Origin of the sequence: Burkholderia pseudomultivorans, assembly GCF_902499075.1 — a bacterium.
Classification (GTDB): domain Bacteria; phylum Pseudomonadota; class Gammaproteobacteria; order Burkholderiales; family Burkholderiaceae; genus Burkholderia; species Burkholderia pseudomultivorans.
This window is the reverse complement of the sequence record NZ_CABVPP010000066.1, coordinates 14,825-36,403: the sequence shown is the minus strand read 5'-3', so window position 1 is coordinate 36,403 and position 21,579 is coordinate 14,825. Positions and strand designations below refer to the sequence as shown.

General features: G+C 67.5%; 20 protein-coding genes. 6 read left to right on the top strand and 14 right to left on the bottom strand.

Annotated features, from left to right (window positions below; all coding sequences use genetic code 11):
• The 5 genes from BST28156_RS29685 to BST28156_RS29665 all read left to right on the top strand — a co-directional run.
• The coding region (locus BST28156_RS29685; RefSeq protein WP_174904082.1) for a type II secretion system F family protein at window positions 1–1,044 on the top strand (1,044 nt) is incomplete at its 5' end.
• Window positions 1,045–1,088: 44 nt separating this feature from the next.
• The gene (locus tag BST28156_RS29680; protein ID WP_174904081.1) at window positions 1,089–1,991 is read left to right on the top strand and encodes a prepilin peptidase; all 903 of its coding nucleotides are present in this window, start codon (window positions 1,089–1,091) and stop codon (window positions 1,989–1,991) included.
• 4 nt (window positions 1,992–1,995) lie between these two features.
• The gene (coaE, locus tag BST28156_RS29675) at window positions 1,996–2,604 is read left to right on the top strand and encodes a dephospho-CoA kinase (protein ID WP_174904080.1); all 609 of its coding nucleotides are present in this window, start codon (window positions 1,996–1,998) and stop codon (window positions 2,602–2,604) included.
• Between the two features lie 109 nt (window positions 2,605–2,713).
• Window positions 2,714–3,469: a cell division protein ZapD gene (gene zapD, locus BST28156_RS29670; protein ID WP_009695777.1), complete on the top strand. Its 756-nt coding sequence runs from the start codon at window positions 2,714–2,716 to the stop codon at window positions 3,467–3,469.
• Between the two features lie 28 nt (window positions 3,470–3,497).
• Entirely contained in the window at window positions 3,498–3,695 is a 198-nt protein-coding gene (locus tag BST28156_RS29665) for a DNA gyrase inhibitor YacG (RefSeq protein ID WP_060244813.1), read from the top strand.
• 71 nt (window positions 3,696–3,766) lie between these two features.
• Here the strand turns inward: BST28156_RS29665 and BST28156_RS29660 are convergent, their stop codons facing one another.
• The 4 genes from BST28156_RS29660 to secA all read right to left on the bottom strand — a co-directional run bounded on the left by BST28156_RS29660 (window position 3,767) and on the right by secA (window position 9,282).
• Window positions 3,767–4,210 (bottom strand): NUDIX domain-containing protein, encoded by a 444-nt coding sequence (locus BST28156_RS29660; protein WP_060244811.1) that lies wholly within the window; start codon window positions 4,208–4,210, stop codon window positions 3,767–3,769.
• A complete protein-coding gene (locus tag BST28156_RS29655; protein WP_060244809.1) occupies window positions 4,207–5,076 on the bottom strand; it encodes an ATP-binding protein in 870 nt (289 codons plus the stop codon). Before BST28156_RS29655 ends, BST28156_RS29660 begins: the two co-directional genes overlap by 4 nt.
• A gap of 18 nt (window positions 5,077–5,094) precedes the next feature.
• Window positions 5,095–6,336, bottom strand: a complete 1,242-nt coding sequence (gene argJ / locus BST28156_RS29650) for a bifunctional glutamate N-acetyltransferase/amino-acid acetyltransferase ArgJ (RefSeq protein ID WP_174904079.1) — start codon at window positions 6,334–6,336, stop codon at window positions 5,095–5,097.
• Window positions 6,337–6,480: 144 nt separating this feature from the next.
• Window positions 6,481–9,282 carry a preprotein translocase subunit SecA gene (gene secA, locus BST28156_RS29645; protein WP_060244805.1) on the bottom strand — a complete coding sequence of 934 codons (2,802 nt, stop codon included), beginning with the start codon at window positions 9,280–9,282 and terminating at the stop codon, window positions 6,481–6,483.
• 303 nt (window positions 9,283–9,585) lie between these two features.
• On the opposite strand from secA, the gene BST28156_RS29640 reads away from it, so the two are divergent.
• Window positions 9,586–10,068: a DciA family protein gene (locus tag BST28156_RS29640; protein WP_174904078.1), complete on the top strand. Its 483-nt coding sequence runs from the start codon at window positions 9,586–9,588 to the stop codon at window positions 10,066–10,068.
• Window positions 10,069–10,147: 79 nt separating this feature from the next.
• Here the strand turns inward: BST28156_RS29640 and lpxC are convergent, their stop codons facing one another.
• From lpxC to murD, 10 genes are all read right to left on the bottom strand, one after another.
• Complete coding sequence (lpxC, locus tag BST28156_RS29635) at window positions 10,148–11,065, bottom strand: UDP-3-O-acyl-N-acetylglucosamine deacetylase (RefSeq protein WP_060244800.1); 918 nt, start codon at window positions 11,063–11,065, stop codon at window positions 10,148–10,150.
• A 240-nt stretch (window positions 11,066–11,305) separates the two neighbouring features.
• Entirely contained in the window at window positions 11,306–11,812 is a 507-nt protein-coding gene (locus BST28156_RS29630) for a peroxiredoxin (protein WP_059516681.1), read from the bottom strand.
• Window positions 11,813–11,998: 186 nt separating this feature from the next.
• On the bottom strand, window positions 11,999–13,195 hold the full coding sequence (gene ftsZ / locus BST28156_RS29625) for a cell division protein FtsZ (protein ID WP_009695787.1): 1,197 nt from the start codon (window positions 13,193–13,195) through the stop codon (window positions 11,999–12,001).
• A gap of 112 nt (window positions 13,196–13,307) precedes the next feature.
• A complete protein-coding gene (gene ftsA / locus BST28156_RS29620; protein ID WP_006400437.1) occupies window positions 13,308–14,540 on the bottom strand; it encodes a cell division protein FtsA in 1,233 nt (410 codons plus the stop codon).
• A gap of 26 nt (window positions 14,541–14,566) precedes the next feature.
• Window positions 14,567–15,319: a cell division protein FtsQ/DivIB gene (locus tag BST28156_RS29615; protein WP_009695788.1), complete on the bottom strand. Its 753-nt coding sequence runs from the start codon at window positions 15,317–15,319 to the stop codon at window positions 14,567–14,569.
• A 19-nt stretch (window positions 15,320–15,338) separates the two neighbouring features.
• On the bottom strand, window positions 15,339–16,280 hold the full coding sequence (locus tag BST28156_RS29610) for a D-alanine--D-alanine ligase (protein ID WP_174904077.1): 942 nt from the start codon (window positions 16,278–16,280) through the stop codon (window positions 15,339–15,341).
• 1 nt (window position 16,281) lies between these two features.
• The gene (gene murC, locus BST28156_RS29605; protein ID WP_174904076.1) at window positions 16,282–17,679 is read right to left on the bottom strand and encodes a UDP-N-acetylmuramate--L-alanine ligase; all 1,398 of its coding nucleotides are present in this window, start codon (window positions 17,677–17,679) and stop codon (window positions 16,282–16,284) included.
• On the bottom strand, window positions 17,676–18,779 hold the full coding sequence (murG, locus tag BST28156_RS29600; protein ID WP_174904075.1) for an undecaprenyldiphospho-muramoylpentapeptide beta-N-acetylglucosaminyltransferase: 1,104 nt from the start codon (window positions 18,777–18,779) through the stop codon (window positions 17,676–17,678). Before murG ends, murC begins: the two co-directional genes overlap by 4 nt.
• Window positions 18,776–20,059, bottom strand: a complete 1,284-nt coding sequence (gene ftsW / locus BST28156_RS29595) for a putative lipid II flippase FtsW (protein WP_060244790.1) — start codon at window positions 20,057–20,059, stop codon at window positions 18,776–18,778. Before ftsW ends, murG begins: the two co-directional genes overlap by 4 nt.
• Window positions 20,056–21,570: a UDP-N-acetylmuramoyl-L-alanine--D-glutamate ligase gene (gene murD / locus BST28156_RS29590; RefSeq protein ID WP_174904074.1), complete on the bottom strand. Its 1,515-nt coding sequence runs from the start codon at window positions 21,568–21,570 to the stop codon at window positions 20,056–20,058. The genes ftsW and murD overlap by 4 nt, the downstream gene beginning before the upstream one ends.
• Between the last annotated feature and the right edge of the window lie 9 nt (window positions 21,571–21,579).

Genomic DNA, 21,579 nt, shown 5'->3' with positions numbered 1-21,579 from the left:
CGCGCGCCGAGCGCCCACGCACGCGACATCACGCGCTTCACGCGCCAGCTCGCGAGCCTGCTGCAGGCGGGGCTGCCGCTTGCGCCGTCGCTCGACATGCTCGCGCGCACCCGCACGCGCGACGGCCTGCCGCGCATCGCCGCGGGCCTTGCGCGCGAGATCGGCGGCGGCCAGCGCTTCGCCGCCGCACTGGCGCGTTACCCGCATCAATTCGGCACGCTGTATCGCCAGCTGATTGAGGTCGGCGAGGCGTCGGGCGCACTGGGCGCGGTATTGACGCGAGTCGCCGAGCACCGCGAGCGTGCGGATGCGCAGTGGCGCAAGCTGCGTGCAGCGCTCACGTATCCGGCCGCAGTGATCCTGTTTGCGCTTGCGATCTCGGCCGCGCTGATGGTGTGGGTCGTGCCGACGTTCCGGCAGATCTTCGACGGCTTCGGCACCGCGCTGCCGGCGCCGACCCGCGCGTTGCTCGCCCTCTCTTCCGCGCTGTCGACCTGGGGCGGCGCACTGGCCGCGCTGACCGCCGCCGCCGGACTCGCAGTGCAACAGGCCACGCGGCATCGGCCATCGCTGCGATACGCGCTCGCCCGCTACATGCTGGCCGCGCCGTTCATCGGCGATACGCTCGCGCGGTTCGCGGCCGCGCGCTGGTGCCGCTCGCTCGCGACCCTGCTCGGCGCTGGCGTGCCGCTCGCCGATGCATTCGCGACACTCGAGCGTACGGCCGGCCACCCGGTATTCGAGCGAGCCACCGCGCACATCGCGGCACGCGTGTTGCGCGGTGCGCGTCTCGCCGATGCGATGCGGGCGGCCGGCTGCTTTACGGACGACGTCGTGCAGCCGATCGCCGTCGCCGAGGAAACCGGCGCACTCGACACGATGCTCGCCGACATCGCCGCGCTGGGCGAACGGCAGCTCGATGCGCGCCTCGATACGCTCGCCGCGCTCGGCGAGCCGCTGATCGTGATCGTGCTCGGTGCGCTCGTCGGCGGGCTCGTGATCGCGATGTATCTGCCCATCCTTCAGCTCGGCAACGTGGTGTAGCATCGCAACGAATCTGTCGCCTTTAAGTCCGAACCCCGAGCCTCATGACGCCCCTGTACGCTGCCCCCGACTCGCCCGCGAACGCGCTGCTCGCATTGGCGATGCTGCCGCCTGTCGCGCAGTACGCGTTCGCCGTCGTGCTCGGCCTGTGCGTCGGCAGCTTCGTGAACGTGGTCGTGCACCGGCTGCCGGTGATGATGCAGCGCGCGTGGCAGGCCGAAATCGCGGAAGCAACCGGCAACGCCGACGTGCCCGACGACGGCTATCCGCCGCGCTACGACCTGTGCCGTCCGCGCAGCGCATGCCCGCATTGCGGCCACGTGCTGCGCGCATGGGAAAACATTCCGCTCGTCAGCTACCTGCTGTTGCGCGGTCTCTGCCGGCAATGCGGCCACGCGATCGGCCTTCGCTATCCGCTCGTCGAGCTCGCGGGCGGATTGCTCGCGGCCGGCGCGCTCGCGGCATTCGGCCCCACCGGCACGGCGCTTGCGGTATTCGGGCTATGCGCGGCGCTGCTCGCGATGAGCGCGATCGACATCCGCACCGGCTACCTGCCCGACTCGATGACCTTGCCGCTGCTTTGGGCCGGCCTCGCGCTGAATCTCGCCGACACGCTGACGTCGCTGCGTTCGGCCGTGATCGGCGCAATGGCCGGCTATCTGTTCCTGTGGTCGATCTACTGGCTGTTCAAGTGGCTGCGCGGCATCGAGGGCATCGGCTTCGGCGACCTGAAGCTGCTCGCCGCGCTCGGCGCGTGGATGGGCTGGGCCGCGCTGCCGCAGGTCGTGCTGTTCGCCGCCGTGACAGGCGCGATCGTCGGGCTCGTCGCGACCTGGCGCGGCCGGATGCGTTTCGAGGAGCCGATCCCGTTCGGGCCGTTCCTCGCAGCAGGCGGCGTTGCGACGCTGTTTTTCGGCACCCCTTTCTATTCCGCGCTCGGAGGCTGACAGCATGTTTTCAGTGGGACTCACCGGCGGCATCGGCAGCGGCAAGACGACCGTCGCCGATCTGTTCGCCGCGCGCGGCGCGACGCTCGTCGATACCGATCTGATCGCGCACCGTATTACCGCGCCGGGCGGTCTCGCGATGCCCGCGATCAAACAGGCGTTCGGCCCGGATTTCGTTGCGGCCGACGGCTCGCTCGACCGCGCAAGAATGCGTACGCTGATCTTCAGCGACGACGATGCGCGCCGCCGCCTCGAAGCGATCACGCATCCGCTGATCCGCGCGGAAACCGATCGTGAAGCCCGCGAAGCGCGGGGCGCGTACGTGATCTACGTCGTGCCGCTGCTCGTCGAATCGGGCAACTGGAAAACGCGCGCCGATCGCGTGCTGGTCGTCGACTGTCCGGTCGAGACCCAGATTGCGCGCGTGATGCGGCGCAACGGTTTCACCCGCGAACAGGTCGAGGCGATCATCGCGCGGCAGGCAACGCGCGACGCGCGCCTCGCGGCGGCGGACGACGTGATCGTCAACGATGCGGCGACGCCCGACGAACTCGCCGCGCAGGTCGATGTGCTGCACCGGCGCTATCTCGACTGCGCGACGCGCGCACGCTGATCGCCGCAAACATTCGTGATGGCGTACGAAATTGGCGCGTTGCTAGGGTAGAGTGTGAGCATTAGAATGTCCTGCATTGTTTCCATCCCTACCCGAGAGGCGAGCACGCTTGATTCTTTACGAGTATCCGTTCAATGAGCGAATTCGCACGCTGCTGCGCCTCGAAGACCTGTTCGAGCGCTTTGCGTTCTTTTTGGCTCAGGAGGACCCGCGGGAACATCACGTCGCGCTGACGACGCTGTTCGAAATCGCCGAGGTGACGGGCCGCGCGGACCTGAAATCGGATCTGATGAAGGAGCTCGAACGTCAACGCCAGACGCTCGCGCCGTTTCGCGGCAATCCGGGCATCGAACAGAACGCGCTCGAAGCCGTGCTCGGCGAAATCGAGCAGACGCTCGCCAATCTCGCGCAGATGCAGGGCAAGACCGGCCAGCATCTCGTCGACAACGAATGGCTCGCGAGCATCCGCAGCCGCGCGGTGATTCCGGGCGGCACCTGCAAATTCGACCTGCCGTCGTACTACGCGTGGCAGCAATGGCCGGCCGAGCAGCGTCGCCAGGACATCGCGAAGTGGATCATGCCGCTGTTGCCGCTGCGCGACGCGGCGACGATCGTGCTGCGGCTCGCGCGCGAATCGGGCCAGGCATCGAAGGTGATGGCGATGCAGGGCAGCTACCAGCAGATGCTGTCCGGCCGCAGCTACCAGTTGATGCAGGTGCGCGTGCCGCCCGAGCTGCGCGTGATTCCCGAGGCGAGCGCCAACAAGTACATGCTGTGGGTGCGGTTCACGATGCAGGACGGCGACGTACGGCCGCGCGCGGTGGACATCGACGTGCCGTTCCAGCTGACCCTGTGCAATCTGTAACGGCCGCGTGCCGAATCGACGCTTTCGTATGACTACCGTTGTGAAATGTCCGTCCTGCGGCAAACCCGTGCGCTGGACGCCCGAGAACCCGTTTCGCCCATTCTGTTCCGCCCGCTGCAAGCAGCTCGACCTCGGCGCATGGGCGGCGGAAAAGTACCGGATCGGCGGCTCGGACGACGCGCCGTTGTCCGACGAAGACGGCACGGACGACCGTCGCGACAGCTGAGCGGCGCACCACGCCGCCCGCTGGCGATATCGATACGGCCCGCTTTTCGCAGCGGGCCGACCGCCTCGGCGTCAGTGCGACGCCGCTTCCTTCTCGAGCAATTCGAGCACCGGCAGCGCAGCCGGCAGCAGCGGCGCGACGTCGACCGGCAATTGCTGCCAGACGAACGCCTGCCCTTCCTTGCTGTGCGGCTCGCCCGTCCAGCCCGTCACCTTGCAGAAATAGAGCCGCACATAAGCGTGCGGATAATCGTGCTCGAGCGTGTGCCAGCGATGGCTGGCCGTGACGACGATCCCGAGTTCCTCGTGCAGTTCGCGCGCGAGCGCGTCCTCGACGCTTTCCCCGGCTTCGAGCTTGCCGCCCGGAAACTCCCAGTAGCCTTCGTACGGCTTGCCCTGCAGACGCTGCGCGAGCAGATACCGGCCATCCGGCTGCACCATCACGCCGACCGCGACTTCGGTCACCTTGCGGCCGTCCGGCGCGCGCACCGCGCCCGCTGCGAGGTCCGCACTCATGCCTGTTCCTTGCGGCCCGACCAGTCGCGCGCGAACTGCCACGCGACGCGCCCCGAACGCGAACCGCGTTCGAGCGCCCATACGAGCGCGTCGCCGCGCGCGGCCTCGATCTCGGCGTCCGCGCAGCCGAAGTGGCGCAGCCAGTGCGCGACGATGTCGAGGTAGTCGTCCTGCTTGAACGGATAGAAGCTGACCCACAGGCCGAAGCGCTCCGACAGCGAGATCTTCTCCTCGACCACTTCGCCCGGATGGATCTCGCCGTCGGGCAGATGCTTGTACGACTCGTTGTCGCTCATGTACTCGGGCAGCAGATGGCGGCGGTTCGATGTCGCATAGATCAGCACATTGTCCGACTGCGCGGCGATCGAGCCGTCGAGCGCCACTTTCAGCGCCTTGTAGCCCGACTCGCCGTCCTCGAACGACAGGTCGTCGCAGAACACGATGAAACGCTCGGGACGCTGCGAGATCAGGTCGACGATGTCGCCGAGATCGTGCAGGTCGTCCTTGTCGACTTCGATCAGCCGCAGCCCGTCGTTCGCATACGCGTTCAGGCACGCCTTGATCAGCGACGACTTGCCGGTGCCGCGCGCGCCGGTCAGCAGCACGTTGTTCGCCGGCTTGCCGTGCACGAACTGCCGCGTGTTCTGCTCGATCAGCCCTTTCTGGCGATCGATGTTGTGCAGGTCGCCGAGCGTGATCGACGAGGTGGCCGGCACCGGCTGCAGATAGCCGCGCCCCTGGCGCTTGCGCCAGCGGAACGCGTGCGCGGCATCCCAGTCGACCGCGGCCGGCGCCGGCGGCAGCACCGCCTCGAGACGGCCGAGCAGCGCTTCCGCGCGCGTCAGAAACTGTTCAAGCTTGTCCATATCGTTCGAGCGCCCCGATCAGGAACGGTAGTCCGCGTTGATGCTCACGTAATCGTGCGACAGGTCGCAGGTCCAGACGGTCGCCTGCGCATCGCCGCGGCCGAGCAGCACGCGAATCGCGATTTCGCTCTGCTTCATCACGCGCTGGCCGTCCTCTTCCTGGTACGCCGGGTTGCGGCCGCCCGCCTTCGCGACCAGCACGTCGTCGAGATAGAGGTCGATGCGGCCGACGTCGAGATCCGCGACGCCCGCATAGCCGATCGCCGCGAGAATCCGGCCGAGGTTGGGGTCCGATGCGTAGAACGCCGTCTTCACGAGCGGCGAATGACCGATCGCGTACGCGATCTGCCGGCATTCGGCGACGTTGCGACCGCCTTCGACCTGTACCGTGATGAATTTCGTCGCGCCTTCGCCGTCGCGCACGATCAGCTGCGACAGCACCTGCGCGAGCTCGGTCACCGCGTCGCGCAGCGCCGCATACCCGGGCGAATCGGTCGACGTGATCGCGGGCAGCGTGCTCTTGCCCGACGCGATCAGCATGAACGAGTCGTTCGTCGACGTGTCGCCGTCGATCGTGATGCAGTTGAACGAGCGGTCGGCCACTTCCTTCACCAGCACGTCGAGCACCGGTTGCGCCACCGTCGCGTCGAACGCGAGGAAACCCAGCATCGTCGCCATGTTCGGCTTGATCATGCCGGCGCCCTTGCTGATGCCCGTCAGCGTGACCGTATGGCCGTCGATCGTCACCTGGCGCGACGCGGCCTTCGGCAGCGTGTCGGTCGTCATGATCGCCTGCGCGGCGTCGTACCAGTTCGCGGCCTTGCGGTTCGCGAGCGCGGCCGGCAGGCCCGCCTTCAGGCGGTCGATCGGCAGCGGCTCGAGGATCACGCCGGTCGAGAACGGCAGCACCTGCGACGGCTCGATGCCCGCGAGGCGCGCGAGTTCCGCGCAGGTTTCGCGCGCGTTCACGAGACCCGGCTCGCCGGTGCCTGCATTCGCATTGCCGGTGTTCACGACGAGCGCACGAATGCCCGGGCCGCCGGCGCGCACCTTCGCGAGATGCTCGCGGCACACCGTCACCGGCGCGGCGCAGAAGCGGTTCTCGGTGAATACGCCGGCGACCGTCGCGCTTTCGTCGACGGAAATGACCAGCACGTCCTTGCGATTCGGCTTGCGGATGTTCGCTTCCGCCCAGCCGAGCGTGACGCCGGCGACGGGATGCAGTTGGGCGGGATCGATCGACGGAAAATTGACAGCCATGGGGCACACCTGCCGGATGGAAAATGCCGGCGCGCGCCGGCATCGATTTGAAGAACCGGCGGCCGCACACGCGGGCCGCCGCAACTCGCATCGCTCACGCGAAGCGGCAAGCGACGCGGCGCGCGTGTTGCGCGCCGCGTCCGATCATGCCAGCTTCCCGTGACAGTGCTTGTACTTCTTGCCGCTGCCGCACGGGCACAGGTCGTTGCGGCCGACCTTCGGCAGCTCGCCGCCCGGGCCGCTGTGGGCCATGGCGCTGCCGACCATGTCGGCCGTCGCAGCGGCCGCCGCGACCGCTGCGCCGCTCGCCGCCGGCGCACCGGCTTCGGCGAATTCGGCGTGCTGGTACTCGACGTTGTCGAGACTGCCGCTGCCGCGCTCCTCGATCTGCTCGGCCGCTTCCTCGAGCTGCTCCGGCGACTGGATCTGCACGTTCATCACGATCCGCGTGACTTCCTGCTTGATCGCCTCGAGCATCGCGGCGAACAGTTCGAACGCCTCGCGCTTGTATTCCTGCTTCGGATTCTTCTGCGCATAGCCGCGCAGATGGATGCCCTGACGCAGGTGGTCGAGCGCCGCGAGGTGCTCGCGCCACAGGCGGTCGACCGTCTGCAGCATCACCGAACGCTCGAACGCGCTGAACGATTCGCGGCCGACCATCGCGACCTTCGCTTCGTATTGCTCGTCGGCGGCCGTCGTCACCGCTTCGAGAATCTCGTCGGCGGTGATCGACGACGACTCGTTCACCATTTCCTGGATCGCGAGATCGAGCTGCCAGTCGTTGCGCAGCGCTTCCTCGAGCTCGGGCACGTCCCACTGCTCTTCGATGCTGCCTTCCGGCACGAACTGGCGCACCACGTCGCCGATCACGCTGCGACGCATCGCGCCGATCGTCTCGGTGATGTCGTGCGCTTCGAGCAGTTCGTTGCGCTGCTGGTAGATCACCTTGCGCTGGTCGTTCGATACGTCGTCGTATTCGAGCAGCTGCTTGCGGATGTCGAAGTTGCGCGCTTCGACCTTGCGCTGCGCGGATTCGATCGAGCGCGTGACGATGCCGGCTTCGATCGCCTCGCCTTCCGGCATCTTCAGGCGGTCCATGATCGCGCGCACGCGGTCGCCCGCGAAGATGCGCAGCAAAGGATCGTCGAGCGACAGGTAGAAGCGCGACGAGCCCGGGTCGCCCTGGCGGCCCGCGCGGCCGCGCAGCTGGTTGTCGATCCGGCGCGATTCGTGGCGTTCGGTGCCGATGATGTGCAGGCCGCCCGCGGCCTTCACCTGCTCGTGCAGCGTTTCCCACTCGTCATGCAGCTGCTGGATGCGGCGCGCCTTCTCGTCGGCCGGAATCGCTTCGTCGGCCTCGATGAACGCCGCCTGCTTCTCGGCATTGCCGCCGAGCACGATGTCGGTGCCGCGGCCGGCCATGTTGGTCGCGATCGTGATGCGCTTCGGGCGGCCGGCCTCGGCGACGATCGCCGCTTCGCGCTCGTGCTGCTTCGCGTTCAGCACTTCGTGCGGCAGCCCGGCCTGCTTCAGCAGATGCGACAGCAGCTCGGAGTTCTCGATCGAGGTCGTGCCGACCAGCACCGGCTGGCCGCGCTCGTAGCAGTCGCGGATGTCGCGGATCACCGCGTCGTAGCGCTCCTTCGCCGTCTTGTAGATCTGATCCTGCTTGTCGATCCGCTTCGGCGGACGGTTGGTCGGGATCACGACCGTCTCGAGACCGTAGATCTCGTTGAATTCGTACGCCTCGGTGTCCGCGGTGCCGGTCATGCCGGCCAGCTTCGCGTACATCCGGAAGTAGTTCTGGAACGTGATCGACGCGAGCGTCTGGTTCTCGCTCTGGATCTTCACGTGCTCCTTCGCCTCGACCGCCTGGTGCAGGCCGTCGGACCAGCGGCGCCCCGCCATCAGGCGGCCCGTGAATTCGTCGACGATGATCACTTCGCCGTTCTGCACGACGTAGTGCTGATCCTTGTGGAACAGCGTGTGTGCGCGCAGCGCCGCGTACACGTGGTGCATCAGCGTGATGTTCTGCGGTGCGTACAGGCTCTCGCCCTCGCCGATCAGGCCCCATTCGGCGAGCAGGCGCTCGGCCTTCTCGTGGCCCGACTCGGTCAGGAACACCTGGCGCGATTTCTCGTCGAGCGTGTAGTCGCCCGGCTTCTCGACGCCGGTGCCGTCGGCCTTCTCTTCGCCGATCTGGCGCTCGAGCAGCGGCGGCAGCGCGTTCATCCGCACGTACAGCTCGGTGTGATCCTCGGCCTGGCCCGAGATGATCAGCGGTGTGCGCGCCTCGTCGATCAGGATCGAGTCCACTTCGTCAACGACTGCAAAGTTCAGTGCCCGCTGCACGCGCGCGTCGGTCTCGTAGACCATGTTGTCGCGCAGGTAGTCGAAGCCGAACTCGTTGTTCGTGCCGTACGTGATGTCGGCCGCATACGCCTGCTGCTTCTGGTCGTGCTCCATGCCGGACAGGTTGATGCCGACCGACAGACCGAGGAAGTTGTACAGGCGCGCCATCCATTCGGCGTCGCGCTGCGCGAGGTAGTCGTTCACCGTCACGACGTGCACGCCGCGGCCCGACAGCGCGTTGAGGTACACCGGCAGCGTCGCGACGAGCGTCTTGCCTTCGCCGGTGCGCATTTCCGCGATCTTGCCGTAGTGCAGCACCATGCCGCCGATCAGCTGCACGTCGAAGTGGCGCATCTTCAGCACGCGGCGGCTCGCCTCGCGGCAGACCGCGAACGCTTCGGGCAGCAGCTTGTCGAGCGACTCGCCGGCCGCGACCCGCTGGCGGAATTCGTCCGTCTTGCCGCGCAACTGGTCGTCCGTCAGCTTCTCGATCTGCGTTTCGAGCGCATTGATCGCCGCGACGGTCTTTTGGTATTGCTTGACGAGACGCTGGTTGCGGCTGCCAAAAATTTTCTGGAGAAAACCGGTTGTCATCGGATCGGATCCTGCGTCGCAGCACCGGCGCCCGGCGCGTGTTGCGCGCCCCGACGCCCGAGCCTCGGCGGCTTAGCGAATTAGTGGACTCAAACGGTGAATTTTAGCACGCGGGGAGGCGCGCGCCTGCGTTGCGGCCGGACGGCCGCCGCATGCCGACGCAGGGGCCCGCGCCCGGGCGGATGCCCGTGCCGGCGCCCGCGTTGCGCCCCGAATTGCGCCCCGAAAGCCGCGCGCAGGCAGGCCGGCGCAGGTACAATCGGCGGCAACGTCCGCGCGCGTGCGCGCCCGAAGAAAGCCTCGATGAACCGATTTTCCAAGCGATTCGGCCCGCTCGCCGCGCATCGCCCGCAACCCGTGTCCGAAGTGCTCGGCCGCACCGACGCTTTCGCGGCACTGCGCGCCGGCGTCGAGCAGATCGTGTCGCTGCAGCGCGATCTCGCCGCGCTGCTGCCCGACTATCTCGCGAACCACGTCGAGCCGGGCTTCGTGAAGGACGGCACCCTGACCCTCTTTGCCGCACACAATGCGCTGGCCGCGCGGCTGCGGCAGGTCGAGCCGCGCCTGCTCGGCGATCTGCAGAAACGCGGCTGGCCGGTCTCGACGCTGCGCGTGCGCGTGCGGCCGAAGGACGCGCCGGAGCCGCCGCACGTGAAGCAGGCGCGCATGACGCCGGTCGGCGCGGCCGCGTTGCGCGAGCTTGCCGAGCACCTCGAACCGTCGCCGCTGCAGGCTGCGCTCGCGCGGATGGCGGCGCGCCACGGCGCGAAGAAATCGCCGCGCTGACGCCGGATCCGCTGCGCCCAAACGAAAACAGCGGCCCGCAGGCCGCTGTCTCGATCGTTGCGCCGGGGACGCCGCTCGCTCAGGCGAACGCCGTCTGCATGTCGAACGCGAAGCCCTTCGGCGCAGACTGCGGATCGTCGAACGTGACGATCTCGTACGCATCCTCGTTCGCGAGCAGTTCGCGCAGCAGCGCGTTGTTCAGCCCGTGACCCGACTTGTATGCGGTGTACGACGCCAGCAGCGGATGGCCGATCACGTACAGGTCGCCGATCGCGTCGAGCATCTTGTGCTTCACGAACTCGTCGTCATAGCGCAGCCCGTCGTTGTTCAGGATGCGGTATTCGTCGAGCACGATCGCGTTGTCCATGCTGCCGCCGCGCGCGAGGCCCATCTCGCGCAGCATCTCGGCCTCGTGCGCGAAGCCGAACGTGCGCGCACGCGCGATTTCGCGCACATACGACGTGTTCGCGAAATCGACCTCGAGTTCCTGGCCGGTCTTGTCGACGGCCGGGTGACGGAAGTCGATCGAGAACTTCAGCTTGAAGCCGAAGTACGGGTCGAGACGCGCGAACTTGTCGCCGTCGCGGATTTCGACCGGCTTCTTCACCTTGATGAAGCGCTTCGGCGCGTTCTGCTCCTCGATCCCGGCGGACTGGATCAGGAATACGAAGGTCGCCGCGCTACCGTCCATGATCGGGATTTCCTCGGCCGTCACGTCGACATACAGGTTGTCGATGCCGAGGCCCGCGCACGCGGACATCAGGTGCTCGACCGTCGACACGCGCACGCCATCCTTCTGCAGCACCGACGCAAGCCGCGTGTCGCCGATCGACGTCGCCGCGGCGGGAATGTCGACGGGCGTCGGCAGGTCAACGCGTGAAAAAACGATGCCCGTGCCCGGCGCGGCAGGACGGAGCGTCAGCTCGATCTTGCGGCCCGAGTGGACACCGATCCCCACGGTCTTGACGATGGATTTGATGGTGCGCTGCTTCAGCATGATGTTCTTCGTCGCGATTGAAGATATCAATCAGGAGTTATATTCGATAGGAGGGATTATAGCGTAATTCCCTATTCAACGCTGTTTGAAACTGCGTATCAATCTGTTTCGACTGTTTACCCGCGCCGATACGGGACGGGCCGACGCCCGGAACGGAGGCGTTTCCGGTCATCGGCCCGTGTTACAACAATCCCGAGGCGGGTGGACGGCGTTGCCGGCAGGCAACGGTTCACCGCACGATCAGGACGTCAACGTCTTGAGCACACTCGCCGCATCGCTCACTTCGAACTTGCCCGGCGCTTCGACGGCCAGCGTCTTGACCACACCGTCGTCGACCACCATCGCGTAGCGCAGGGAACGGATTCCCATGCCACGCGCGGACAAATCCTGCGTCAGCCCCAGCGCATGAGTGAAAGCAGCGCTGCCGTCCGCCATCATGCGCACCTTGCCCGCGGTGTGCAGATCACGTCCCCATGCGCCCATCACGAATGCGTCGTTGACGGACACGCACCAGATCTCGTCGATGCCCGCCGAGCGCAGTTGCTCGGCATGCTCGACGTAACCCGGCACATGCTGCGCCGAGCAGGTCGGCGTGAATGCGCCCGGCAATCCGAAGATCACCACCCGCTTTCCCGCAACCTGGTCGCGCACGCTGCGGGCGTTCGGCCCCAGCGTGCAGCCTTCGCGCGCGTCGTCGATGAATTCGAACAGTTGCGCGTCGGGCAGCGCGTCGCCCACTTGAATCATGGCTGGTCCCTCATAGCGATACGGTTTTTCAGCGTGTTGCGGACAGCCCGGCCCCTCCCGCTCCGCCATCGCGAAGAGGGCACGTTTCCCGGCCCGGCGTCATTTCCGACGCGGCCTGTCGTGGCTCGTGGCATCCGTCACGCCGGCGATACCGCGGCGTTGCCGCCGCGGCTTCGCCTGTGTGCGTCAGTCAGCCTGCTTGCGCAGGAAAGCCGGAATGTCGTACGTATCGACACCCTTCTCCTGCAGCGCCTGCACGTGCGATGCCGCGGTTTCGCGCGAGTTGCGCCACACCGCCGGCGTGTCGAGCGCGCCGTAGTCGGCCGTGCTGACGTGGTGCGGCTGTGCGTAGCCGTGCGAGACCGCGTTGACCGGCTGGTTGTCCGTACCGGTGCGCAGCAGCGTCATCGGTGCCGACTGCTGCTTCTTCGCTGCACGGCCCAGACCCGTCGCCACGACCGTCACGCGCAGCGCATCGCCCATCGCATCGTCGTACACCGCACCGAAGATCACCGTCGCGTCTTCCGCCGCATAGCTCTTGATCGTGTTCATCACTTCGCGCGTTTCCGACAGGCGCAGCGAACGGCTCGACGTGATGTTGACCAGCACGCCACGCGCGCCCGACAGATCGACGCCTTCGAGCAGCGGGCTCGCCACGGCCTGTTCCGCCGCGAGGCGCGCGCGATCGACGCCGGCGACCGTCGCCGTGCCCATCATCGCCTTGCCCTGCTCGCCCATCACCGTCTTCACGTCTTCGAAGTCGACGTTCACGAGACCATCGACATTGATGATTTCGGCGATGCCGGCGACCGCGTTGTTCAGCACGTCGTCCGCGCACTGGAAGCACTTGTCCATCTCGGCGTCGTCGCCCATCACGTCGAACAGCTTGTCGTTCAGCACGACGATCAGCGAATCGACGTGATCCTCGAGCTGCTGCGAACCGGCTTCCGCGACGCGCATCCGCTTGCCGCCTTCGAACTCGAACGGCTTGCTGACGACGCCGACCGTCAGGATGCCCATCTCCTTCGCGATCTGCGCGACGACCGGTGCCGCGCCCGTGCCGGTGCCGCCGCCCATGCCGGCCGTGATGAACACCATGTGCGCGCCGCGCAGTGCGTCGGCGATGCGCTCACGCGCCTCTTCGGCGGCCGCACGACCCATTTCCGGCTTCGCGCCGGCGCCGAGGCCGGTGTTGCCGAGCTGGATCACCGACGGTGCACGCGCACGCGACAGCGCCTGCGCATCCGTGTTCATCACGATGAAGTCGACGCCCTGCACGCCGCGGTTGATCATGTGCTGCACGGCATTGCCGCCAGCGCCGCCAACGCCCACCACCTTGATGATGGTGCCGTTGGTTTCGGTTTCCAGCATTTCGAATTCCATTGTTGCCTCCGTCAAGAAAATAACTGCTACTCGGCCGTTATTCGGCAGGAGATCGGGCAACCCCCTGTCGCGCGCCAGCCGCCGGCACCGGCGCGAATTTCGATTCGGTCCGTCAGAAGTTGCTCAGGAACCACTCCTTCATCCGCGAGAAGATCTGCCCCGCGTTGCCGGACTGCACGGCGACCTTGCGGCCGCGCATGCGCTGAGCACTGCCTTCGACGAGCAGGCCCATCGCCGTCGAGTAGCGCGGATTGCGCACCACGTCGGCAAGGCCGCCTGCATATTCCGGCGCACCGATGCGCACCGGTTTCAGGAAAATGTCTTCGCCGAGCTCGACCATGCCCGGCATCATCGCGGCTCCGCCGGTAATGACCACGCCGGAGCTCAGCAGTTCTTCGTAACCCGACTCGCGCACGACCTGCTGCACGAGCGAGAACAATTCCTCGACACGCGGCTCGATCACGGCCGCCAGCGCCTGGCGCGACAGCGTGCGCGGACCGCGCTCGCCGAGGCCGGGCACCTCGACCATCTCGTCCGGATCGGCGAGCGCCTGCTTGGCAATGCCGTAGCCGACCTTGATGTCTTCCGCATCCGGCGTCGGCGTGCGCAGCGCCATCGCGATGTCGCTCGTGATCTGGTCGCCGGCGATCGGAATCACGGCCGTGTGGCGGATCGCGCCTTCCGCGAAGATCGCGATGTCGGTCGTGCCGCCGCCGATGTCGACCAGCACCACGCCGAGATCCTTCTCGTCTTCGGTCAACACCGCGAGCGACGACGCGAGCGGCTGCAGGATCAGGTCGTTCACTTCCAGCCCGCAGCGGCGCACGCACTTGACGATGTTCTGCGCGGCACTCACCGCGCCCGTCACGATGTGCACCTTCACTTCCAGGCGGATCCCGCTCATCCCGATCGGCTCGCGCACATCCTCCTGGCCGTCGATGATGAATTCCTGCGTGAGGATGTGCAGCACCTGCTGGTCGGTCGGGATGTTGATCGCCTTCGCGGTCTCGATCACGCGCGCGACGTCCGTCTGCGTGACTTCCTTGTCCTTGATCGCGACCATCCCGCTCGAGTTGAAGCTGCGGATATGGCTGCCCGCGATCCCCGTAAACACGTTGGTGATCTTGCAGTCGGCCATCAGCTCGGCTTCCTCGAGCGCGCGCTGGATCGACTGCACGGTGGCCTCGATGTTGACCACCACGCCTTTCTTCAGACCCTTCGATTCGCTCTGGCCGAGACCGATCACCTCGTAATGGCCCTCGCCCTTCAGCTCGGCGACGATGGCCACCACCTTCGACGTGCCGATGTCGAGGGAAACCAGCAGATCCTTGTAGTCTTTGCTCATAAAGTGCTCTTGCGTGTGATCTCTCGTTACTTCTTGCGCTTGTCGGTATCGGTCAGGAACCGCATGCCTGCCGCGCGAATCGCGAATCCGTTCGGATAGCGCAGGTCCGCGTACTCGATGTCGTTGCCCCAGCGCTCCGTGACGGCCGGCCACGCGGCGACGAGGCGCTGGCTCCGGTCATGCAGCGTGTCGCTGTTGCGCTCCTTGCCCAGCTCGACCTGCATCCCGTTCGACAGCTTCACCGTCCACGCGTAGCGCGCCGACAGCGTCACTTCTTCCGGCGCCGCCTTCAGCGGCGCAAACCATGTCGTGAAGTCGCGGTACCGCGTCACGACTTCCTTCGCACTGCCCTCCGGGCCGTCGAACGCGGGCAGTTCGCGGTCCAGTTCGCCCTGGTTCGCGGTAAACAGCTCGCCGTCGACGCTCACGAGCTGGTCGCTGCCCCAGGTCCCGAGCGGTTTGTACTCCTCGAGCGTGACAGCCAGCGCATTCGGCCAGACGCGCCGCACGCTCGCGTGACGCACCCACGGCATCTGCTCGAACGCGGCCCGCGCCGTGTCGAGATCGACCGTGAAGAAATTGCCCTTCAGCCGGCCCACCACGCCGGCGCGCACCGTCGGCGTGTTGATGTGCTCGGTGTCGCCGTCGATCCGGATCTCGCGCAGCGCGAAAGTCGGACGCTGGATCAGCCAGTAGCAGCCGGCCGCCGCCAACACGAGCAGCAGCAGCGCGTACAGCGCGCTGGCGGCAAGGTTGAGTTGGCGAACGTTGTTCCACATACGTCGTTCCGTTCCTGCGTCAATCGTTGAGCGTGAGCGACAGCACCTTCACGACCAGCTCCGAATAACTGATGCCGACCGAGCGCGCGGCCTTCGGCGGCAGCGAATGGTCGGTCATCCCGGGGGCCGTGTTCACTTCCAGGAAATACGCGTTGCCGGCGGCGTCGAGCATGAAGTCCGCGCGCCCCCAGTCGGTGCAGCCGAGCACGTCGAACGCGCGACGCGCGATGCGCTTCAGTTCCGCTTCCTGCTCGGCCGGCAGCCCGCACGGGATCAGGTACTGCGTGTCGTCGGCGACGTACTTCGCGTGGTAGTCGTAGAACTCGCCGGCCGGCACGATCTTGATCAGCGGCAGGTCGAGATCGCCGGCGATGCACGCGGTGTATTCGCCGCCGCCCTCGATGCTCTTCTCAACGATCACGATCCTGTCGTGCGCCGCCGCTTCCGCGAGCGCAGCCGGCAGCGCGTCAGCCGTCTTCACCTTCAGCACCGCGACGCTCGAGCCTTCGCTCGCCGGCTTCACGAACAGCGGCAGGCCGAGCTTCGCGACGATGCCCGTCGCACGCGCCGCGTAGTCGTCGCCGCGCAGCACCGTCTCGAACGGCGGCGTCGGCACGCCCGTCTGCTGCCACACGAGCTTGGTGCGGAACTTGTCGAGGCCGAGCGCCGAACCGAGCACGCCGCTGCCCGTGTAGCGGATCCCGTAGAAATCGAGCGCGCCCTGGATCTGGCCGTTCTCGCCGTAGCCGCCGTGCAGCGCGATGAACGCGCGTTCGAAGCCTTCGTCCTTCAGCGCAGCCAGCGGCCGCTCGGCCGGGTCGAACGGATGCGCGTCGATGCCCGCGTCGCGCAGGCCCTGCAGCACGAGGCGGCCCGAGGTCAGCGACACCTCGCGCTCGGCGGATTCGCCGCCGAGCAATACCGCCACCTTGCCGAAACGTTTCGGATCGATCCCGCTCATGTCATCCCTTCTGTTGCGTGTTCTGCGCGACCTTCGCCGGCACCCCGCCGATCGAACCCGCGCCCATCGTGATCACCACGTCGCCGTTCTGCGCGACCTTCGCCAATGCGTCCGGCACCTCGTCGACGCTCGCGACGAACACCGGATCCACCTTGCCCGCCGTGCGCAGCGCGCGCGACAGCGCATCGCCGTTGGCGGTCGCAATCGCCGCCTCGCCGGCTGCATAAACTTCCGTCAGCACCAGCGCATCGACCGTCGACAGCACGTTGACGAAATCGTCGAAGCAGTCGCGCGTGCGCGTGTAGCGGTGCGGCTGGAACGCCAGCACGAGGCGGCGGCCCGGGAACGCGCCGCGTGCGGCCGCGATCGTCGCGGCCATCTCGACCGGGTGATGGCCGTAATCGTCGATCAGCGTGTAGTGGCCGCCGTCCGCGCTCGGCACTTCGCCGTAGCGCTGGAAGCGCCGGCCGACGCCGTTGAATTCCGCGAGCGCCTGCTGGATCGCGTCGTCCGACACGCCGAGGTCGGTCGCGATCGCGATCGCCGCGAGCGCGTTCTGCACGTTGTGCAGCCCCGGCAGGTTCAGCACGACCGCGAGCGGCGCGCGCCCTTCGCGGATCACCGTGAAATGCATGCGGCCGTCGCGCGCGTCGACGTTTTCCGCGCGCACCTGCGCGTCCGGCGACAGGCCGTAGCGCACGACCGGCTTCGAGATAAACGGGATGATCTGCCGCACGTTCGGATCGTCGACGCACACCACCGCGCTGCCGTAGAACGGCAGACGCTGCGTGAATTCGATGAACGCCTGCTTGAGCCGCGCGAAATCGTGGCCGTAGGTGTCCATGTGGTCGGCGTCGATGTTCGTGATGACTTCGATCACCGGATACAGGTTCAGGAACGACGCGTCCGACTCGTCGGCCTCGGCGACGATGAAGTCGCCGGTGCCGAGCCGCGCGTTCGCGCCGGCGCTGATCAGCCGCCCGCCGATCACGAAGGTCGGATCGAGCCCGCCCGCCGCGAGCACGCTCGCGACGAGGCTCGTCGTCGTGGTCTTGCCGTGCGTGCCGGCGATCGCGATGCCCTGCTTCAGGCGCATCAGTTCCGCGAGCATCACCGCGCGCTGCACGATCGGCACGCGCTTCGCGCGCGCGGCCAGCACTTCCGGATTGTCCGAGCGCACGGCCGTCGACACGACGACCGCGTTCGCGCCCTCGATGTTCGCCGCGTCGTGGCCGATCGCGATCCGCGCGCCGAGCGCCTGCAGGCGATCGGTCACCGCGTTGCGCGACAGGTCGGAGCCGCTGACCTCGTAGCCGAGGTTGACGAGCACTTCGGCGATGCCGCTCATGCCCGCGCCGCCGATTCCGACGAAATGAATGTGTTTGACGATGTGTTTCATTGCAGTTCTTCCAGGTTCGCGCCGGCCACCTTCGCGCATACGCGCGCGACTTCGTCGGTGGCCTCGGGCTTTGCCAGCGAGCGCGAACGCTCCGCCATGTCCGCGAGCGACGCTCGCGACTGGCCGCGCAGCCAGTCGGCGAGCAGTTCCGCCGACAGGTCGCGTTGTTGCACCAGTACCGCCGCCCCCGCCTCGGCGAGGAACGCTGCGTTGGTCGTCTGGTGATCGTCGACCGCGTACGGGAACGGCACGAACAGCGCCGCCACGCCCACCGCCGCGATCTCCGACACCGTCATCGCGCCCGAGCGGCAGATCACCAGATCCGCCGCTGCGTACGCGGCCGCCATGTCGTCGATGAACGGCACGAGCCGCACGTCGTCGCCCGCCGCGAAACCGGCGGCTTCGTAGTTCGCCTTCAGCGCGTCGATATGCTTCGCGCCGGCCTGATGCACGACACGCGGCCGCGCGTCGGGCGCCAGCAGCGCGAGCGCGCGCGGCACGACTTCGTTCAGCGCCGCCGCGCCGAGGCTGCCGCCGACGACCAGCACGTTCAGCGGACCGCTGCGCGATGCATAGCGTGCTTTGGGCGGTTCCGTGCGCGCAAGTTCCGCGCGGATCGGATTTCCCGTCCATTCCGCGTGCGGCAGCGCGCCGGGGAAGGCGACGAGCACGCGTTTCGCGAATTTGGCAAGCACCTTGTTCGCGAGGCCCGCGATCGAATTCTGTTCGTGCAGCACCAGCGGCCGCCCCGACAGCGCGGTCATCACCCCCGCCGGGAACGTGATGTAGCCGCCCATCCCGAGCACGACGTCGGGCCGCACGCGGCGCAGCGCGGCAAGGCTTTGCCCGCACGCGCGCAGCAGGTTGAACGGCAGCGTCAGCTTGGTCTTCAGACCCTTGCCGCGCAGTCCGCCGAAGCGCACGTATTCCATCGGAATGCCGTGCTTCGGCACGAGCGTCGCTTCCATCCCGGCCGGATTGCCGAGCCATACGACGCGCCAGCCCGCCGCTTCCATCCGGTGCGCGACCGCGAGCCCCGGGAACACGTGGCCCCCGGTGCCGCCTGCCATCACCATCAGCGTGCGTCGCGACGCGGTCATACCTTCCCTCCCCGCATCAGCACCCGGTTCTCATAGTCAACGCGCAGCAGCACCGCGAGCGCGACGCAGTTCAGCAGAATGCCCGAGCCGCCGTAGCTGACGAGCGGCAGCGTCAGACCCTTGGTCGGCAGCAGCCCGAGGTTCACGCCCATGTTGATGAATGCCTGCGCGCCGAACCAGATGCCGATGCCCTTGGCCATCAGCCCCGCGAACGTGCGGTCGAGTGCGAGCGCCTGACGGCCGATCTCGAACGCGCGGCGCACGATCCAGTAGAACAGCAGGATCACGACCAGCACGCCGACGAAGCCGAGTTCCTCGCCGATCACCGCGAGAATGAAGTCGGTATGCGCTTCGGGCAGGTAGTTCAGCTTCTCGACGCTGCCGCCGAGGCCGACGCCGAACCACTCGCCGCGGCCGAACGCGATCAGCGAGTGCGTAAGCTGGTAGGCCTTGCCCTGTGCGTAGCGCTCGTCCCACGGATCGAGATACGCGAAGATCCGCTCGCGACGCCACGGCGACAGCCACACGAGCATCGTGAAGGTGCCGACCGCCGTCGCGACGAGGCCGCCGAACAGCTTGCCGTTCACGCCGCCGAGGAACAGCACGCCCATCGCGATCGCCGCGACCACCATGAACGCGCCCATGTCGGGTTCGAGCAGCAGCAGCGCGCCGACCAGGCCGACCGCGAACGCCATCGGCAGGAAGCCCTTCGCGAAGCTCTGCATGTATTCCTGCTTGCGCACCGTGTAGTTCGCCGCGTAGATCGTCACCGCGAGCTTCATGATTTCCGACGGCTGCATGTTCGTGATGCCGAGCGGAATCCAGCGGCGCGCGCCGTTCACGCCCTTGCCGACGTGCGGAATCAGCACGATCACGAGCCCGACCAGCGCGATCAGGAAAAGGTGCGGCGCGTACTTGTCCCAGGTCGACACCGGCACGCGGAACGCGATCACCGCCGCGATGAACGCGACGACGAGCGACACGACGTGGCGCATCAGGAACGCGTAGTCGTGATACTGCGCGTACTTCGGCGAATCGGGCATCGCGATCGACGCCGAATACACCATCACGACGCCGAGCCCGAGCAGCGCGATCGCAACCCACAGCAGCGAGTAGTCGAAGTCGAGCATCCGCGAGCGGCTCGGCCGCACGCCGTTGACGACGCTGGCCAGCCCGCCCGTCGCGGCACGCGTGGCCGACGCGACGCGCCCGCCCGCGGCATTGCCGCCGGTGTCGCGCCGGTCGTTGAAACGGGAGACGAGGCGATCGGACCAGCTCATGGCGTCGCTCCTTTGTCGATGGCGATTTCATCCACCGCCGCACGGAACACGTCCGCGCGGTGGGCGTAGTTCCTGAACATGTCGAGGCTCGCGCACGCCGGCGACAGCAGCACCGCGTCGCCCGGCTCCGCGAGCGCCGCCGCCGCGTGCACCGCGCCTTCGAGCGTCGCGTGGTCGACGAGCGGCACGCCGGTTTCCGCGAGCGTGTCGCGGATCGCCGGCGCATCGCGGCCGATCAGCATCACCGCGCGGCACCAGCGCGCGACCGGCGCGACCAGCGGCGCGAAATCCTGGCCCTTGCCGTCGCCGCCCGCGATCAGCACGATCTTCTGCGCGAGCCCGTCGAGCGCAGCCACCGTCGCGCCGACGTTGGTACCCTTGCTGTCGTCGACGTAGTCGACGTCGTCGATCGTCGCGATCACTTCGACGCGATGCGCTTCGCCGCGGTATTCGCGCAGCCCGTGCAGCAGCGGCGCGGCCGGCAGGTCGATCGCGCGAGCGAGCGCGAACGCGGCCAGCGCGTTCGCCGCGTTGTGCAGCCCGCGGATGCGCAGCGCGTCGGCCGGCATCAGCCGCTTCTGCGCAATGTCGGGCGTATGTGCGGCGTCGCGCTTGCGGCGCCGGCCGGTCGTCGCCGTTTCATCCGGCGCATCGCGATCGACGGCTTCCACCAGCCATGCGATGCCGTTGTCGCGCGACAGCCCGTAGTCGCCATCCTGCGTCGGCTCGTTCAGGCCGAACGTGATCGTGCGCGGCGCGTCGGCAGCGCCTGCCGCCGGCGCGAACTTCATCACGGCCGCGTCGTCGCGGTTCAGCACGCGCGTCGTCGTCGCGCCGAAGATCCGGCCCTTCGCGGCCGCATACGCGTCGAAGCTGCCGTGCCAGTCGAGGTGGTCCTGCGTGATGTTGAGGATCGCGGCCGCATCGGGTGCGAACGTGCGCGCGGTCTCGAGCTGGAAGCTCGACAGTTCGAGCACCCAGACGTCGGGCAGCGCGGTGTCGTCGATCGCACCGGCGAGCCGGTCGAGCATCGCCGGGCTGATGTTGCCCGCGACCGCGACCTTCTTGCCCGCACGCTGGCACAACAGGCCGGTGAGGCTCGTGGTCGTGGTCTTGCCATTCGTGCCCGTGATCGCGAGCACCTTCGGCTGGTAGCCGCTGGTGCCGAGCGCGCGCAGCGCCTGCGCGAAGAATTCCAGTTCGCCCCATACCGCGATCCCGCGCTCGTTCGCGGCCGCGATCAGCGCCGCGAGCGCCGGTTCGAGCGGCGACAGCCCGGGGCTCAGCCCGACGATCTCGACGCCGCCGTCGAGCAGCGCGGGCGCGAACGGCCCGCCGACGAATTCCGCATCGATGCCTTCGGCCTGCAGCGCGGCAAGGTTCGGCGGCGCCTCGCGGGTATCGGCAATGCGCAGCCGGCACCCGTGCCTCGCGCACCACCGCGCGATCGCGAGACCCGATTCGCCGAGTCCCAGCACAAGCACCATCGGCCGTTGCCGATCTCCAAACATCTCGCCAGA

Coding starts and splice junctions, on each gene's coding strand:
- BST28156_RS29610 (WP_174904077.1), bottom strand. CDS start 16,280: ATGAGCGGGATCGATCCGAAACGTTTCGGCAAGGTGGCGGTATTGCTC.
- BST28156_RS29615 (WP_009695788.1), bottom strand. CDS start 15,319: ATGTGGAACAACGTTCGCCAACTCAACCTTGCCGCCAGCGCGCTGTAC.
- ftsW (WP_060244790.1), bottom strand. CDS start 20,059: ATGAGCTGGTCCGATCGCCTCGTCTCCCGTTTCAACGACCGGCGCGAC.
- BST28156_RS29680 (WP_174904081.1), top strand. CDS start 1,089: ATGACGCCCCTGTACGCTGCCCCCGACTCGCCCGCGAACGCGCTGCTC.
- BST28156_RS29655 (WP_060244809.1), bottom strand. CDS start 5,076: ATGGACAAGCTTGAACAGTTTCTGACGCGCGCGGAAGCGCTGCTCGGC.
- argJ (WP_174904079.1), bottom strand. CDS start 6,336: ATGGCTGTCAATTTTCCGTCGATCGATCCCGCCCAACTGCATCCCGTC.
- BST28156_RS29660 (WP_060244811.1), bottom strand. CDS start 4,210: ATGAGTGCGGACCTCGCAGCGGGCGCGGTGCGCGCGCCGGACGGCCGC.
- ftsZ (WP_009695787.1), bottom strand. CDS start 13,195: ATGGAATTCGAAATGCTGGAAACCGAAACCAACGGCACCATCATCAAG.
- coaE (WP_174904080.1), top strand. CDS start 1,996: ATGTTTTCAGTGGGACTCACCGGCGGCATCGGCAGCGGCAAGACGACC.
- ftsA (WP_006400437.1), bottom strand. CDS start 14,540: ATGAGCAAAGACTACAAGGATCTGCTGGTTTCCCTCGACATCGGCACG.
- murD (WP_174904074.1), bottom strand. CDS start 21,570: ATGTTTGGAGATCGGCAACGGCCGATGGTGCTTGTGCTGGGACTCGGC.
- BST28156_RS29640 (WP_174904078.1), top strand. CDS start 9,586: ATGAACCGATTTTCCAAGCGATTCGGCCCGCTCGCCGCGCATCGCCCG.
- murG (WP_174904075.1), bottom strand. CDS start 18,779: ATGACCGCGTCGCGACGCACGCTGATGGTGATGGCAGGCGGCACCGGG.
- BST28156_RS29665 (WP_060244813.1), top strand. CDS start 3,498: ATGACTACCGTTGTGAAATGTCCGTCCTGCGGCAAACCCGTGCGCTGG.
- BST28156_RS29630 (WP_059516681.1), bottom strand. CDS start 11,812: ATGATTCAAGTGGGCGACGCGCTGCCCGACGCGCAACTGTTCGAATTC.
- lpxC (WP_060244800.1), bottom strand. CDS start 11,065: ATGCTGAAGCAGCGCACCATCAAATCCATCGTCAAGACCGTGGGGATC.
- murC (WP_174904076.1), bottom strand. CDS start 17,679: ATGAAACACATCGTCAAACACATTCATTTCGTCGGAATCGGCGGCGCG.
- secA (WP_060244805.1), bottom strand. CDS start 9,282: ATGACAACCGGTTTTCTCCAGAAAATTTTTGGCAGCCGCAACCAGCGT.